Source organism: Halorussus litoreus (assembly GCF_003382685.1).
GTDB lineage: Archaea > Halobacteriota > Halobacteria > Halobacteriales > Haladaptataceae > Halorussus > Halorussus litoreus.
This window is the reverse complement of sequence record NZ_QLVG01000032.1, coordinates 38255-54056: the sequence shown is the minus strand read 5'-3', so window position 1 is coordinate 54056 and position 15802 is coordinate 38255. Positions and strand designations below refer to the sequence as shown.

Here is a 15802-nt window from a genome sequence, read left to right as displayed (position 1 = left end):
GAATCGTCACCACCGCGAAACCTTGTTTTTCGTGTTCCTGAACGCCTGCTTCGACCGGGCCTTCGCCGCCTGTGTGGCCTGATTCACGTCTTCTTTCGTCTTATCGCGCATACGCCCCGTCCTCGATTTCCGGAGGTTGTTGTAGCGGCCTGCGTGGTCTTTCGTTGACTGCGCAGACGAGCCGAGTTTGTAGGCTTTTGAGTCACCGCTACCGAGCTGGGTCTGCCCGCTCTTTGTCACCGGCCCGTGGCCGTTCTGCGCGTACCCTCGATGGACGTTGCGGGCACCGCGAACCGATTTCCCGGTGCCTTTCTTCGCAGCTGAGGCGGCAGCCACGGGGTTCGTCTTTCCCGCTCCCTGTCGGGCGATTGTCTGGACCGCAGGGGCAGACCAGTAGACGGTCATTATCGAGGCGAGACAGGCCGCCGGGATGAGCACGAGCCCGAGGAATAGCGAGAAGATTCCGTCTGCACTCGCTGTGAGATTCATCTGCCAGCCGATTCGGAAGAGGACTGCAGCAGGAAGTCCCGCGAGAACGAGACCAGGATAGATGCCAGCAGCGCGGCGAGCGATCTCCGAGGCCGGACTGAGCGGCCACACGTCGAGGGCCCAGAAGACGCCGAGCAACGGCATCAACGGCGTCAGTACGAGGATTCCCAGCCAGCGAAGACCGTAGACGATGGCAGCGACAATGAGCAGAAAGTTCGAGATGATCACCATGGCGAGAACGACGAAGAGGCCACCGACTGCTGATTCGATGAGACTCCCGAATCCGGCCGACATACTGTCGATCGGGGCAAGCGTGAGTCCCAGTGCATCGACAAACTGGAGCGGGAGCGACACAAGCGGGAACCAGACAAACGTGCCCATGAACACGAGACCGATACGTCGGAGGAGCCGCTTGCGACGGTAGCTACTGATCGATCCCGACCGGAGGCCGATGTACGCGAGCCCGACGACCAGTAACATAATCGTCAACGGCAGGATGTACGATACGTAAAAGTCCGCGTACAGGCTCTGCCATGGATCATTATCCGGTGTGCCAACGACGATGTACCGGGAGCTGGATTCCGGCGCAGGGACACCGACAATCGGATTGAGAAGTGCCTCGAAGATGTCATTCGCGAACCCAAGGAGCGCTTCTTTAATGCTCGTGAGTACATTCTCGATGGCGTCCTCAACCTGCTCTTCCATCCACCCCATTCAGGTATCACTCTCGTTCGATGTCGTTTGGGACGATTCAGTCGGGCTGCCGTCCACGATGGTTAGTTCACACGAGTATTTCGCCCCACCATACTCGATTGTCTGTGAGTACGACGGATTCGTCCCGGCCTGGACGACTCCTGTGACGGTGAGCGTATCCGTTTCCAGGTTGCCACAATCGATGGCCCCGTGAACACCAGTAGGATCTTCCGTCTGATATATCGGAGCGGCAGAGTAGATAGTTGTCTCTCCAGGAGGTATGAGGGTAGTAGGATTGTGCGTCAGCGTCTCCGACGGAGATACCTTGGTATGCGGCGAATTTGCCCACTGAAGTGCCGTGAGATACGTCGGCGCATTCCCTGTGTTCTCGACAGTAAGAGCGGCGAATTGCCGCCACGTTGACCGGTCTTTATCCCAGTTTAGATCTGGGTGGTTCTGCGCCCACATGACATCTGTAATCGTGACCTCGGGCTGGAGGGAGATCGTCGTCTCGCCGATTGTCTCGTCATCAGCGACAGCGACGACGCGGTAGTCACCAGGCGTGTACCCGTCTTCAGCTTCACCGAGCAGCTGAAATGTGACCTGTGTCGCTCCCTCTTGGACCCGCTGAAGCGAATTCATCTCACCATTCGGGTTGATGAGATTCACCGAATCCACGTCGGTGTCGCTGGCGAGTTCAACGACGAGGTCGGTTTCGTTCATCGCGACGCTCGCAAAGGTATCGGTTTCACCTTCGGGAGGTGGCGATGTCCCGGAACTAGGGCTGTTAGTATCGGATGGCGAGGAGGAACAGCCAGCGAGCGCAACGAGGACTCCGCTGAGTCCACTAAGGACTGTTCGACGGTCGATACACCTCTCGTGACTGGATGAGCTTGTATTTTCGTTCATGTTCGGTTTGTGAGTCCAAGCAGCGCGCCTCCGGTCATATAGTCAAAGCCGAAGACCAGGACTACGACGGGGATGAACCAGAGAATTGTCACGACGACGAGCTGGATAAGGGTCTGGACGTCGGGGAAGTTCGCAGGGGTCTTCGCGACATCTTCCGACGCTGCATAGGGCTGGTCAGTCCGCCACCAAGCATCCGAGGTGTACTGGCCTCGAACGAGCAGGGACGGATTCGAGATGGTAACGACGGCCATTCCGCTGCTGTTGAGCGCCGCGGTCTGGTTCCGAATTGTCACGCGGCCAGTCGTGACAGCGTCATCGGTCGCGTTCTCCGTGACCATCGCCCGGACGACCGCGTGGGTAGCGTTGGCTTCGGTGACGGTCAAGGTGAGATTCGTCTCGCGGACGGTCTGTTGTTCGGAGAGCGAAACCGTTCGTGATTGCCCGCGGACGATGCCCTGGACCGTAACCTCGCTGAAGGCGCTCTTGTCGAGAGTTGTAGAACTCACAGCTATCGAATCTGCGTTCACGTACGGATTGGCAGACTCGAGGTCAATATTCGCCGGCAGCGATGGCCCTGACTGCTCTGTCCCCCACGTTTCCTCGATGGCGAGTGGTCGCTTCCCGGCGTCGGTCGGTTCAGTCGGCACGTACGGTGCTTGCTGGCTCGGGAATGCGTGAACTTGGACGGGACGTACCGACGACTCAGCACGCGACGTGTTGGTCGCGGTGCTTGTGACCATCGTCTGCCAGCCGGCTCGGCCGGCCGTGTAGAACCACCAATTGCTTCGGGCCCGAACGTTGCCGTCGACCGTAATCGTCGACCATTCAGTGTTTGGATGGACGACCGCGCCGACCTGGTTCTCGTGTGCCTCGAACTGGACGCGGTTCCCAGAAATACCGGAGAGCTGATTAACAACGACTGTCTGTGATGTCGACACCGTTTTCGATGCTTCAGGGGTTTCGACATCGCGATTCCAATTCCCGTCACAACTGGATATCGAGGAGTTCCAGTCTGGGCAATCCAGCGTGACGTGACGGAGTTGTACCGTGATATTGGCCTCGACGGTCAGCTGCGGCGAACCCGAGAGGCCGGTATACTGGAGCGTTGCCTGATGGCCGCTCCCAGTGTCGATGGTTCGTCCATCAGCGGAGAGCTCAACAGACTCGATACTAGTTTGGTCGATCGACCAGTGTTCTCGCTGTGACCCGTTCTGATCACCCTGGGGAACAGCAACGCGGTAGTCACTGAGTGCGCGGACCTGGCCGTCTGGGGCAACGTATTGCGTCGTCTCGTTCCCTTGGTGGAGGATCGTCGACGGTTGGGTGGCGAAGATGCTAACATACGCATCCTTTATGTACACACCGTCTTCGAGGGTTGCGCTTTCAGGATGGATAGATGAATCTCGGCTACCAGGACTGTAATCACCGAAATCTCCATTATTCCAGTCCTCAGCAGCCTGTGGTGGCTGATCGAACGGGATGTCCGTCGACCGAGCAAGTCGGTGTGCGAACTCGGCACGCGATGAAACGTTTGCACCGTCGAAATCGTCGGCTGAGAGATTGCCGTTGTCGGCATCCTCGGACCAGAGGCGCTGAAACGTACTGTTATTCACGCCGTAGTCGGGACCATCATCAGGAACAGCGGATCCGGAATCGGGTGTTGTGGCGGGAGCCATGCCTCCCGCAACGACAACTACAGCGCTGCTGCTCACGAGAAAGAGGGCAAGCACGGCAGCCATCGTGCGGAGGGAGTACATGATGTACGGGGCAAGGGACGCGGGGATAGTTCGCTGTCGATCTCAGATGGGCCTAAAATGGTTTGACGCAGTCTGAGAAGCCGAATCCCATCTGGCTACCGACCTTGTCGATGAGTTCTGGCGAGACGAGTGCGAGGGTGACGATGCCGAAGCCGATGCCGGACATGACGAGCTTTTCCTTGGCATCGTTTTTCTTCTCGGGGTTACCGCCGGCCCGCATGTACGAAAGGCCAGCCTTCCCGGTGTAGAAACCGGTTGCGGGAAGGCCGAGACCAGCGACCGCGCCGAACACGAGGTCAATCCCTGTCGCGACGCCAGTGTTACAGTACACGTCGCCGACCTGACTCTGTGCGGCAGCCGGGCCAACAGCGACGACGAGGAACGCGAGCCCCATCGTGAGGGAGACAAACCGCGGGGGCGCTCGGGCGAGGACTGTTTTGAGACGGTGGCTGATCGTCGACTCGGCGGTCTGGTCGTCAGTAGGGGCTGTTTCAGTTGACGGTGCATCGCTCGCGGGGTCAGAGGGTGCTTGACTCATAGACGTTTTCTGGGGAGCTAGTCGGTGGAAGGGTCTGCTTCGAGCAGGGCGTTCATATCCTCCATGCTGGAGGTCTGTTCGAGGAGATCATCGAGGTCTCGGTCAGTATCGGTGAGCGCCTCCTCGGTGAGCGTCGAGAGTTCGTCGCGGTCGATATCTCGGTAAGCCATCTGCTCGGCCAATGCCTCACGGAAGAGCCCGGATGCGTTGATGCCGGTTGCCCAGCTGAGGAATAACGCATCGGCGGGCATGATCGACACAGTGGTGTTGACGGTGTTCCGTGACATTCGTCAGTTTGTTATGTGCGATTGACCGATAATCTGTGATGTTGATTGGCCCTGTATATGCTTTCTGTACGAGAAAGACTTCGGTGAATAAATTTATTGAGGCTTATATAACAATCGTCTATTGTGTTCTCTCGAATAGCGGAATAGCAATACGGAAATACGATGTACGGGGTACCGAATCCTATAGCGGAGGTATTCTACACCGGAGGTTAAGACGCTCTAGAAGAAATGCGTCATACAATGGATAGATGCGGTGATTGTGGTGGTGGAATCTTCGACGGCTATCGCTGCGATAATTGCGGCGACTACACCTGTGAGGACTGTTTCGAATATCTTCCCTCGAAGGGTCTACTCGTCACCAAGCACAAATGCCCTCACTGTGATGAATGGGCACTGCTCGATCACTACGCGTAATACGGTAGTCGCGTTCAAATCACGGATCACCAAGGAAGTGCTCTGTTTAGTAGACTTCCAACGATCGGATCCCCGCTGGTATCATTCCAGCATCAGCCCACGTCCCGTCTGCATCGCGGCTGATGAGTCGACCGTCGTTCGTCCCCGCTAGCACGCGCCCGTCGACGGCAGTCCACGCGAGGATGACCTCGGCTGGTTCACCGGAGTAAGAGACGGTCTCAATCGTCTCGCCGAAATCCGTCGACTCCACCAGTATCGCGTCAGCACCATTTTCGCCGCTCCACGTCCCTGGTGAGTTTCGGGCTGCCGCAGCATAGAGGCGGCCGTCGAACGCGAACGCCTCGCGGAAGTACCGATGATCGAGGTCGGTGTCGAGTCGCGTCCACGACTGCCCGGCATCACGCGTTCGGTAGAACCCGTCGCCACACGAGGCAACGTACTCGTCTGGCCCGAGGACGAGCACGTGATGGACGTCGTCGTGGACGCCGTCGCGACGCTCTGTCCACGTCTCGCCCTGGTCCTCGCTGATGTGGACGCCACCGACCTCGACGCCGGCGATCACGCGGTCAGGCGTCTCCGGATGCACGCTGAGACTCCGCACGTGGGCTTCATTGCGGTGGCGCGGCGTATGCCACTCGTCCCGTGACGGAAGCTCCTGAAAGCCTTCAAGCTCGTCCCACGTCTCACCGCCATCGGTCGATACGTAGAGATGTGCAGGATGGGTGCCCGTATAGAGCCGCTCACCATCTGGACTGGCGACGACCGAGTAGACCTCCTCCTGCGGGACGCCGAGATCCGCCCACGTTTGTCCCTCATCCATCGATCGAAACAGCCCCGTCTTGGTGGCGGCGAACACGCCGTCGACTTCCGGAAACGTCCGGACTCTCGGGACGTCGCCGCTATCAAGTACCTGTTCGACGTCGTCGACGGGGATGGTCGTTGCGCGGAATACGCCATCACGAGTACCGATGAGTACTGCCATGGCTGGCTTACGTTCGCCGTCTGATTAACCTCCGGGGAGTTTTGTTGGGAGTCGTTCCTCGAATGTGGACCGAGTTACGGTGGTGTCAGATTAACCAACAACCGGCTCTGGAATTCGTTTGTGTTGGTTAACACAACCGCGAATTAGAGGATCACTCGTCCGCAAGTAGCGCTTCGATTGATTCACGGAATGCCGAGAAGGCTGCTTCAGCCGCAGCAATCTCTGGAGCGCCAGTGATCACTACTTTGCCAGTGGCAAAGACCAGTAGTACGCATGCGTGGTCGTGGGGTCGGTACACCAGGCCGGGGAACTGCTCAGGCTCGTATTCTGTCACCTCAAGCCCTAAACCGATCGCAAGGGCTGACAGATTGAACGATCGCTCCATATTCGCCATACACACGTAGTTCTGGACTGTGAACCATGCATCATCAGCATCCGATACGATCCCGTGGCGATTCAACAAGGCGAGGAATTCATTCCGGAATCTTCCAGCCTCGGCTTCCGATGACGCTCCGGTGATGATGTACTTCCCGGTGCGGTACAGTGTTATCAGCGGCGCGTCGTCATCGAACCGGAAGTAGGCGCCAGGGTATAGCTCGGGATCGTAGTTGACGATATCGACAAGGTCTCGGGCGACTACCTCCAGATCGAGTTCGACGTCTAAGGCCCCCGACGCAACGACGTTGACGACTTGTACCATTGTGAAAACCTTCGTGGTCGAGAATACTTCTATCGCCCTATATAATGTGTCAGTCGTTGGTTCACTCTATTCGGTCTTAAAACGTTCTGGCAGCCCAGTATAGAGCAGTTGAACTGCAAGCTCGTTCACATCGCAATCGTTCTCCGCCTCTGAGAGGTAGTTGAGGGAGGAAACAATACTCCCTGGAAGTGTCAACGTTAGCTCTTGCATCTCTGAAGCTTCGAATCCAAGTTCCGAATGGAGTGCTCTGACGACGAACTCCTCTGCTGTTTCCACTCTTGGCGTCGTTTCGACTGCCGTCTCGACCATTGCAAGCAGATTCTGCGGTAGTGATATATCGAGGGATTCCCTGTCGTTGAATTCGGCCATACGTAATGGTTCTCCGTCAATGACCTGTTTGAGAAGCCCTCGGGTTGAACGTTCAATTAACGAGTTTAGCTTTTCACCCTTGTTCTCGGCTTCGAATTTAGCGACCTGGAGGACAAGGGGTTCGATCTCGATAGTAAGTGTGCCAAGTTCATCGTCGGGTAACGTGGACTGAGCTGGCTTACTGGCTGTAACACCATCCACGTCGTCAAAGCGGCTCGGGAACAAACTGTAGAACTCGGCCTCGGTGAGAGTCGAGATATCGTGGTCATCGAGGAATTCGATTTTCTCAGTGCCTGGATTCTCCCCAACGACGAGAACGTCGCTCTGACGAGAGATGTTGTTCGTGACCTTTCCGCCGTGGTTTTCAACAAGGGTCTTCACTTCAGATCGAGTGACTTCTGAGAGTCGACCGGTGAATACGACCTTGCATCCCTCAAGTTCAGACGCACGATGAATGTCAGCACCACCAATATTGTCTGGTTCCTCAATGCTCGTCATCGATATATCTACTCAGATTTCTTGCACGGTTTTATAATTTTATCTCGTTGATGTCGGTTGACGTCCAGCGCAACCGTATGGAACCGATAAATCTCGGTGCGCGAAATAATATCGTCTTTGGGGTTTGTGAAAGTTGTAGAACAACCATAGGACGACATCCAGTTACTGAATCGGTGGCCGAATGTCACGCCACCGAATGTCAAGTATTTCTCCAGATTCTAAGCGCACCCGGTAGAGATGTGAATCTCGTGGGTCTCCTGTTTCACGTCCTGCATCATCAGTGAGCACGTCAACCACTGTGCCATGTTTTCCGTGATGTCCATGATCAGGATCTGTCTCATCGGGAATATCTATTCGGACGCAATCCTCTTTCTCGATATTCTCCATGACGTCCTTGTATTTCGGCTATTATGGTTTAAACCAGCTGAATACGCCTATCCACGCTCTGCTATCGAGATATAGAGTGCGTAGTTATCGGTCAAATTTCCAGTGTCCCGATCTTCTGTCTGCTGAAGATTGATCTCCACACGAGTTGTATCGTTCTCGAAATCAAGCAGTGGTTTGAGAAGGCTACCAGCAGCTTCAATAAATTCTGGTCCCCCTGTAATCCGAACAGTCGAGATCTCCGTTGGGTACTTACTCCCGGAGAATTCGGCAGGCTTCGGCACTACTGCAGCTTTGAACTCCTTCTCGCTTCGCTCTGTCAATCCTTCCAGCCACTGCATTGAGTGCCGTTTCACTACGTGTCCCGATTCTGTCGTGGGAAGCTGGCTCAGTTCGGTCACATCTAGGAGTTTGCTCCTATTGCTATTTGAACTTCAGCAAGAGTAGCGCAACAGCCAGTGCCAGCTGCTTAGTCAGCGCTTCCCTTGAGATACATCCCCGCCACGACGTGTGGTGGTTCCTCTTGTTCTTCGGCCCACTGTTGTCGCTCTTCATATCGCTCCTCGAGGTTGTACCGGGACATGATCTCTACAACTGCATCTACGAGTTCATCGCCAGTGACCCCTTCATCACGAAGCGTACCAAATTCATCGAGAATCTGGTCGGCTGAAACAGTCTCCACTATATCCTGATACCGTGCGAGAGTCCGCTGCTGATCAGGATTCTCGACCGATGCCGAGATTTCCCCGAGCTCTTCAATGACGTACTCACGGTCGACACTCGCTCCTCGTTGTGCCTCCTGTTGGAAACGACGTCGTTCACCCATGTCTTCGCCGAACTCCGTTCGAGCGACCTGGACAGCTTGCTCGTACCGTTCGTCAAAGGTCTCGGCATCTACGTCGGCAACCGGTTCGTCAACGGGACAAACAACTGTCTCAACGACAGCATCCTTCTCCTCTGATTCGAGGGACTTTCCACCCTCAGATGGGAAAGCCACCAAGTACGGCGTCGTATACTCACCCTGCCGATATACGATGACAACGCCATCGTAGTCTCGATTCCACTCCATCGCACTCCTGATGCCGTCGCGGTCTTCGAGCCAGGTCAGCAAGTCCGGGTGCTTTCGTTTAAGATCCTGGAGATTGGATGCTGGACCAATCAGGTCGTCGCTGCCAATGATCTCGTCCACGTCATCTTCGACCTTCTCGATGTCTTCCTCGGCATAGATATCTTCCATGTACGACCGGTTGATATTGTCCTCCGGACTCAGAATCGCCCCATCTTCCCCAAGGACACGGCCGATCTCTTGGACACGACCCTCGACTCGTTCGACAATCCCTAATTCCTCCTCGAGTTCGGTTTCGGGGAGGAAATTCAGCGCATAGATATGATCGTGGCCGCTCCCAAGGCGATCAACGCGACCGATACGTTGTATAAGACGAAGCGGGTTCCAGTGTAGATCGTAGTTGATGACGAGATTGGCATCCTGAAGGTTCACACCCTCGCCGGCGACGTCTGTTGCGAACAGGATATCGATCTCATCACCTGGGTCCACGCTGTCCCGAGCATCGTTCGCCTCAGGTGCGAACCGTTGTATGGTGTCTTCGACGTTCGAGGAATCGCCGCTCGCACTCGCAAATCGCACATCGCCAGGGAGCTGTCCGTTATCCTGAAACTGTTCGAATGCAGATTCCAGATACTCTACGGTATCAGTGAACTGTGTAAATACAATGAGTTTCTCGGCATTGTCACCGCGTTCCAGGATTTCGTGTGATCCGAAGCGAAGTTCGGTGAGCAGCTGCCGTAGTTGCTCTGCTTTGTCGTCCATCGAGAAATCGTGCTTGATCTCTTCGTGGAAGGGTTCGAGTGTCGACTGGAGATCGGAGAGGAGCTGAATGTCGGCTTCGAGATCGCGCTTTAAATCGTCGAGATGAAATGCATTAGTTTCGTACTCTGCATATTCCTCATCCTCTACCATTTGGTCGATTTCTTCGAGTATATAATCGATCTGCTCGCCACTGTTGATTAGCTCCGAGACATCGCTACCGACCGCTACTGTTCCCTCGTCTAGGAGATCACGGAATATCCGATAACTTTGGAGCATTCGGTTCAGCGAGGTATAGAACGCGTGGACGCTGCTCTCTAATCGCTTCAGTAGGTTGGACTTCATTAGTCCACGAATGCTCCGCCCCATCGACGAGAGATTTTGATACGGATCGCGATGAGCGAACTCGTTCTTCAGATAGTCCTCTTGGCCAAGCGAATACCGCGCGAACGTGAGCTCCTCGAGAGTATCCACAATGGGGACATAGAGCGAATTGCTGACTCCATCACCGGTTGAATAGGTGTCGTGCAGATTGTAGTTAACCGTCTGGAGGTGGCGATCTGGGAGGTATCGACGTTCGCCATCCATCTGAAGATACTCTCGTCCATCATCGTCTTCTTCACCGTATTGGTCGATGATGTCCTGGCGAGTCCGACGAACCATCACGTGGCTGAGCAGGTTCGACAGGTCCTTCTCACCATTCTCCGCCAGCTTCGTGAACTCCTGGAGGTTCGGCGGCGTAATCGGAATCGGTGTGATATCCTCAATGTGGAAGAGTTTAATCTGATTGTAGACGTCGAACGCGCTCTTCGTATACGGCGTCGCAGTCAGCAGGATGGTCTGGTTGACCGTCGGCAGGAAGGATTGGAGGTTATCGTACCGGTTTGTGTCGTCGTTTCGGAAGTGATGGGCCTCGTCGATAAGGCAGACTGTCGTATCGTCGTGTTCCTCCAAGAGGACCTCTTGGTAGTCCTCTTTCGAGACATGCCCGAGACTGATGACCTCGGCGTTGAAGTTGTAGCGCCGGTTGACCATCCGTTCCCACATCGGCTGGAGATGCTTTGGGGAGATAATCAGCATCTTCCCCTTCTCACCACGCAATCGATTGCGGGCATGGAAGTGTTCGAGGAGACCGAGCCCGACGAACGTCTTCCCCATCCCGACGACGTCGGAGACGACCACGCCGTCGTACTTGTTGACGATGCGGATGCCACGGTTCACGGCCCACTGCTGGAAGTCGTAGAGATCTTCGTAGACGTCGAACGACTGGAGGTAATCTTCGGCGGTTTCCAACGTCTCCTTATAGAGCTCGTACAGGATTTTGACGTACACGATGTACGGTGCCGGTAGGCCAGTCCCACTGCTGACCTCCTGAAGGGTTTCGGTGGTATCGTCCGGGAGTTCATCACCGGGAATTGCGGGAGTGTCGCCTTCGCTGGTCACATGGCCTGGGTTATTCGCTACCCACGAGTCCTCAAACACGTCCAGGAGTTCAGCATCGAACTCGACGGCGTCGTCCCATAGGTCGTCGAACCACTCCTTCAGCTGTCGGACCTTCTCGTTGTATACCGGGGCGTTGAGTTCCGTATTACTGTGAAGCCCACTGAGACTGAGATTCGATGACCCGACGACGCCGACGTCTTTTGGCTCGAAGATGTCACCCTCGTCCTTCTCGAAGAGGTAGGCTTTCGCGTGGAATCGCTCTTCTAGGTAGAGTTTGGGCTCAATGCGGCCCTGCTCCAGCCAGTCTACGAGTTTCGTGAAGAACGCTTGATTCTCCGCCGTCGGGTCCTCGTAGAGTAGCTGATGCGAATAGTTATCGGCAGTATTGGCGCGAATTTCGGGACGTTCACTCCATTGAACGTTACTCGCCTGTCGGAATTTCGTTTCCGTGAGACGTCGGTTCTGGTGGGCTTCGATAAGTTCGTCCAGCCCCTGCTGGTCTGGATTTCCCATTAGGATCTGAAGCGTGCCACCGTTATCGAGGAACTCGTCGAGTTCGGGTCGGAGGCGCTTGAGGCCGCTCATGTAGAGATACCCGACCGCTATTCGAACTCGATCTACGCTGTCGTTGTCCAGCCCCGTCTTTAGCACCTCATCGAGGTGTGAATAGCGACGGTTATCTATGATATTGAGATCACTCATGATTTGTTATCAGACGCTATCTGCTTTACTGAGTCGCTCGTCAACAAGTCTAAGCAGGCCTTTATAAATATCTAGCTGCGACTGTTCGGAGAGACCAATCACGTCAGCCATTACGTACCGATCGAGCTCCCGGCGGTCTTCCTTCACCCCCGCCAATTCAACCGCTTCGGGAGTTTCCGCTCCTAACTCCTCGAACACTGATTCGGGCTCTCGGTCGAGCATCGATAAGGCAGCGTCCGGAACGGATTCGCCTTCTGTGTCTGGTTCGATTACCGGTAATTTCCCGTAATCGCCAGTGTAGAGATCCAGTGCTCCCTGGCCTCGTGGATCTCCGTAGATTTCGAAGAAGAGACTCCCGAACGTGGAATTTAATATCAGGGATATGTACTCGCTATCTTCTGGATCCACACGGTAGAACCGACCGGTGATTACTTTCTCCGGATTGTAAAATGCCCGATGGTTGTCGTTGTGAGTACGTGGCAGAACAATGCTGGCCCCGTTCGCCGCCTTGGAAGGGGGCTTCCACCAAGGGCTACGGCGACTGGGACCCGACCGTTCACTGTAACCCTTCTCTTCGCCAAACTGGATGTAATCGTGGACTTCAAACGAATCAATATCCGTTTCTGGAGGGATTGATAGGATTCGAACGTCGCCGGGATCGTCGGTGGTGATACGAAGCGATGTCGTGTCTCTTGGGGATCCGAGGAACGGTTTCAGGAACTGATTCTCCACCACGAATTCTTCGTCGTATTCCCGATTCCGAATTCGGGACAAGCCGTCTCCTATCTCCTCAACACGCTCTACGACGTAGAACTTTTTCGCGCCACCTGTGTTAAGATAGCTCGTAACGCCGTAATTCTCCAGTGTCTGTACACGGTCGCCCTGCGTTTCTAAGATCTCGAAGACTGTGTCAGGTGCACGGATATACATACTCCCCCACTTATCACCGTCGTAGCTTCCCTGAGGAGTTACTTTCCCGGAACTGTCGATACCGTTTTCATTGATTTGACCACCACCGAGTTGCCATAGGCTCGCCGCATCGATAGAAACGACGCGTGCGTACGGCTGAGTGGAAAGATAGAGCGTTTCGGATCGATATTCCGCTTCCTTATTGTGGCTTCCATAGAGCAACGACGGGATGTTCTCCGTGGTAACAATCTGGCTATAAGGTTCTGAACAGGAAATGAATCTTGGCATCCCACCAAGCTGTCTGGCGTCTGAGTCGCGCTTCTCCACTGTCGTAATTGCCGTCGTAATGTCCGCTTCCTCGAAAGATCGCTTCGTCCGGTTTGCGAGGATTGATTTCAAATCGGTGTGGGTCAGGAAGACCTCCTGAAGATCAGAGCCGTATCCTCGATCCAACCATTTATCAGAAGTAATGTAGCTGAGGGTCCCATTTTGATCGAGAATCTCTAATCCTTTAAAGAAGAAATGGGCATAGTAATCGCTCTGCCCATCGGGTTCAAATCCATAGGTCTCTTCGACGTACTCACCTAGTTGCTGCTTGTATCTGTCTTGTATTTCTTCTCGCTGGTCGTCGTCCATCTGGTCAAGACGCTCTTGAGCGATTGACGGATCGGTTATGAATTCGTTCCCGATGTACGGAGGGTTGCCGATAACAATGTCGAATCCCCCGTTCAGCATAACCTCGGAAAAACTCAATTCCCAAAGGAAGAACGCTTCACTGCCAGACGAATCGAGTCGGTCCTTAACTTCAGTCAGCCGTTCGATCTCGACCTGCGTCTGTCGACCCGTCTCGGAATCGCTTACGTCCCCGGTTAGAGTCTGTTGTTCCCCCGAATCCTTACGTCGAATGACTTCCGAGATGTGCTGTTTCAGAAGCTCCGTTTGTCTTCGTTTGATCGCGTCCTCGTCACTCCGTTCTCCCTCGAAGTATCCTTGTTTCAGTTCCTCAACCTCACTGAGTCCTCTCTGTACGTCGTCACTCGGGGACTGAATAAGAGATCGAACAGAGATCCGGCGATCACCTACACGCTGAATGATGCTATCGCCGGTCTGAAGATTAAATGAGAAGTTTGGAAGCACGGGCTGTTCGTCTGGGACCGTATCCGAGGTCTCGATGAGCGACAACCAAAGACGGAATTCAGCAACGCGCACCGCCCAATCCTTGATATCGACTCCATAGATGTTTGAGTTGATGATACGCCGTTTCTCCTCGAATCCGAGGTCGGTGTCACATTTGCGATACAACTCTGATAGTACCTGTACCATGCCAACGAGGAAGGCACCTGAACCACATGCGGGATCGACGATATCCAGTCCCTCGAGGTACTGTTCGAGAGTTGACGTTTCCTCTACACCCCCTTCCCAAGCGTCCGGTTCGGAGAAGACAAAATCGGTGATTTTCTTTCGACCCGCATCTGACGAGATCTCTGCTTCCTCGGTCAGTTGCTCGTAAATTGCAAACCTACACATAAGGTCAACCTCGGTCCGAGGCGTGTAGAAGATACCAGAATCTCCCCGATCTTCTTCCGCGATGAGAGATTCATAGATTTTGCCAAGCATCGCCGGGTCAACAGCGACGTCAATATCGTACGCGCTTTCTTCTGTGACGGTGAAGTTGTATTGTTCGAGGAAGCCACGAATGACCGTGTTCAGAGCAGCGTCCGAGAGGAACGTATCGTTTTTATCGAGTCCTGTGGATTGGAACAGCCCACCGTTCATGTAAGGGATCCCCGAGATCGCTTCTTCGACAGGCTCTGGCAGATCAGCATCTATCGATTCGCCAGCCGGCTGATTCATCCCGTCGAAGAACAGGGTTGAAAGCCACTTTTCGTGTAATTCTTCCGAGTCAGCAGAGTCCTCGTACTGCTCGAGGAACCAGTGGACGAAGTCTTTCCGGTCACCGATCCAGCCCTTCTTCTGCAAATAATAGAAGAACATCAGCCGGTTCAGCGTGACGTGTGCGTACTGGTCCGCTTCCTCGATGTCAAGCCCCTTATTGCGAAGTTCATCACTAAGAGTATCGTAAACGCTCTTGTAGTCCTCGTAGAAGTCCTCAGTAACCGGCTTGACACTGAACGCCTCGTCAATCCGTTCTGCGAGCCGTCCTTGGCTCGCATCCATGCCCTGGAGCGCAGTAGCGATTGTCCGGTGTGTTTCTCCTTCGCCCAGTGTATACCGGCGGAGTACCGGTCGTCCGGTAGTAATGTCGTCAGTTCCTTCCTCATAGGGCGTCACAAGGTGCCAGGTTTCCTCGTCAGGTGCGTGGAAAACCGTGAGGAAGGACCCCTCAATAGCCCATCCTCCTCTTCGGTCGGAGCGCGTGAGACTCTGGATAGCATTTCGTTCGGCAGTACGGGTCAGCCTATCAAGTTCGACGTAGACAACGCGGAAGTTCCTCGCCTCAGCGAATAGACGTGCAGCGTTCGCCCGAGCACTATCACGCCATCTGTGTGCCGGTAGCTCGTGCCATGTATCCTGTCCAGTTGCTGAGACACTCATGTCGAAGTTGAGCAGTTGGACGAAGAGATCTTGGAAGAACTGCGTAGCGGCCTCTTCAGTATCCCGAGCATCATCTTCGAACTTCTCTAAGGAGAGTTCTTTATCGAGCTGGCGACGAATCTCGTCAAGTTGAGTGTCAGACATGGATAGTAATATGACCGTAGGTTGATTTGAAACCCGTATCGGAATACATAATCACCCATGCTTCGTCAACCCTCTTAAGAGTTAGAGATATACTCGTCGTATCCGGAACCCTCGCTCAATCCATGTTCGAAGGATCCAGAGATGTATAGCGTCCTGTTCATCCCGTCTCGACCTTCCTTCACCCTCTTGTAATATCGACGAAT

General features: G+C 54.5%; 12 protein-coding genes. All 12 read right to left on the bottom strand.

What is annotated here, in order from left to right; genetic code table 11:
* Positions 1–6: 6 nt before the first annotated feature.
* Positions 7–1203 carry a hypothetical protein gene (locus tag DPQ64_RS11710; RefSeq protein ID WP_115864514.1) on the bottom strand — a complete coding sequence of 399 codons (1197 nt, stop codon included), beginning with the start codon at positions 1201–1203 and terminating at the stop codon, positions 7–9.
* Entirely contained in the window at positions 1204–1905 is a 702-nt protein-coding gene (locus tag DPQ64_RS11705) for a hypothetical protein (protein WP_198662108.1), read from the bottom strand.
* 182 nt (positions 1906–2087) lie between these two features.
* Positions 2088–3848, bottom strand: coding sequence for a hypothetical protein (locus DPQ64_RS11700; protein WP_115864512.1), 1761 nt, complete (start codon positions 3846–3848; stop codon positions 2088–2090).
* Positions 3849–3900: 52 nt separating this feature from the next.
* Complete coding sequence (locus tag DPQ64_RS11695; RefSeq protein ID WP_006187004.1) at positions 3901–4242, bottom strand: pilin; 342 nt, start codon at positions 4240–4242, stop codon at positions 3901–3903.
* 161 nt (positions 4243–4403) lie between these two features.
* Complete coding sequence (locus DPQ64_RS11690; protein WP_115864511.1) at positions 4404–4673, bottom strand: hypothetical protein; 270 nt, start codon at positions 4671–4673, stop codon at positions 4404–4406.
* A gap of 460 nt (positions 4674–5133) precedes the next feature.
* Positions 5134–6069 carry a WD40/YVTN/BNR-like repeat-containing protein gene (locus DPQ64_RS11685; protein ID WP_115864510.1) on the bottom strand — a complete coding sequence of 312 codons (936 nt, stop codon included), beginning with the start codon at positions 6067–6069 and terminating at the stop codon, positions 5134–5136.
* Between the two features lie 151 nt (positions 6070–6220).
* Positions 6221–6769 carry a TATA-box-binding protein gene (locus DPQ64_RS11680; RefSeq protein ID WP_115864509.1) on the bottom strand — a complete coding sequence of 183 codons (549 nt, stop codon included), beginning with the start codon at positions 6767–6769 and terminating at the stop codon, positions 6221–6223.
* A gap of 66 nt (positions 6770–6835) precedes the next feature.
* Complete coding sequence (locus DPQ64_RS11675) at positions 6836–7636, bottom strand: BRCT domain-containing protein (protein ID WP_115864508.1); 801 nt, start codon at positions 7634–7636, stop codon at positions 6836–6838.
* A gap of 162 nt (positions 7637–7798) precedes the next feature.
* On the bottom strand, positions 7799–8023 hold the full coding sequence (locus DPQ64_RS19985; RefSeq protein WP_115864507.1) for a hypothetical protein: 225 nt from the start codon (positions 8021–8023) through the stop codon (positions 7799–7801).
* 47 nt (positions 8024–8070) lie between these two features.
* Positions 8071–8421 carry a hypothetical protein gene (locus DPQ64_RS11665; RefSeq protein ID WP_115864506.1) on the bottom strand — a complete coding sequence of 117 codons (351 nt, stop codon included), beginning with the start codon at positions 8419–8421 and terminating at the stop codon, positions 8071–8073.
* A 68-nt stretch (positions 8422–8489) separates the two neighbouring features.
* The gene (locus DPQ64_RS11660) at positions 8490–11990 is read right to left on the bottom strand and encodes a helicase-related protein (RefSeq protein ID WP_115864505.1); all 3501 of its coding nucleotides are present in this window, start codon (positions 11988–11990) and stop codon (positions 8490–8492) included.
* A 9-nt stretch (positions 11991–11999) separates the two neighbouring features.
* Positions 12000–15599, bottom strand: coding sequence for an Eco57I restriction-modification methylase domain-containing protein (locus DPQ64_RS11655; protein ID WP_198662107.1), 3600 nt, complete (start codon positions 15597–15599; stop codon positions 12000–12002).
* Between the last annotated feature and the right edge of the window lie 203 nt (positions 15600–15802).

What these genes read in the sequence shown, in the direction of transcription:
- DPQ64_RS11660 (WP_115864505.1), bottom strand. Translation starts at nt 11,990, where the DNA reads ATGAGTGATCTCAATATCATAGATAACCGTCGCTATTCACACCTCGAT.
- DPQ64_RS11680 (WP_115864509.1), bottom strand. Translation starts at nt 6,769, where the DNA reads ATGGTACAAGTCGTCAACGTCGTTGCGTCGGGGGCCTTAGACGTCGAA.
- DPQ64_RS11655 (WP_198662107.1), bottom strand. Translation starts at nt 15,599, where the DNA reads ATGTCTGACACTCAACTTGACGAGATTCGTCGCCAGCTCGATAAAGAA.
- DPQ64_RS11705 (WP_198662108.1), bottom strand. Translation starts at nt 1,905, where the DNA reads ATGAACGAAACCGACCTCGTCGTTGAACTCGCCAGCGACACCGACGTG.
- DPQ64_RS19985 (WP_115864507.1), bottom strand. Translation starts at nt 8,023, where the DNA reads ATGGAGAATATCGAGAAAGAGGATTGCGTCCGAATAGATATTCCCGAT.
- DPQ64_RS11685 (WP_115864510.1), bottom strand. Translation starts at nt 6,069, where the DNA reads ATGGCAGTACTCATCGGTACTCGTGATGGCGTATTCCGCGCAACGACC.
- DPQ64_RS11700 (WP_115864512.1), bottom strand. Translation starts at nt 3,848, where the DNA reads ATGTACTCCCTCCGCACGATGGCTGCCGTGCTTGCCCTCTTTCTCGTG.
- DPQ64_RS11695 (WP_006187004.1), bottom strand. Translation starts at nt 4,242, where the DNA reads ATGGGGCTCGCGTTCCTCGTCGTCGCTGTTGGCCCGGCTGCCGCACAG.
- DPQ64_RS11710 (WP_115864514.1), bottom strand. Translation starts at nt 1,203, where the DNA reads ATGGGGTGGATGGAAGAGCAGGTTGAGGACGCCATCGAGAATGTACTC.
- DPQ64_RS11690 (WP_115864511.1), bottom strand. Translation starts at nt 4,673, where the DNA reads ATGTCACGGAACACCGTCAACACCACTGTGTCGATCATGCCCGCCGAT.
- DPQ64_RS11675 (WP_115864508.1), bottom strand. Translation starts at nt 7,636, where the DNA reads ATGACGAGCATTGAGGAACCAGACAATATTGGTGGTGCTGACATTCAT.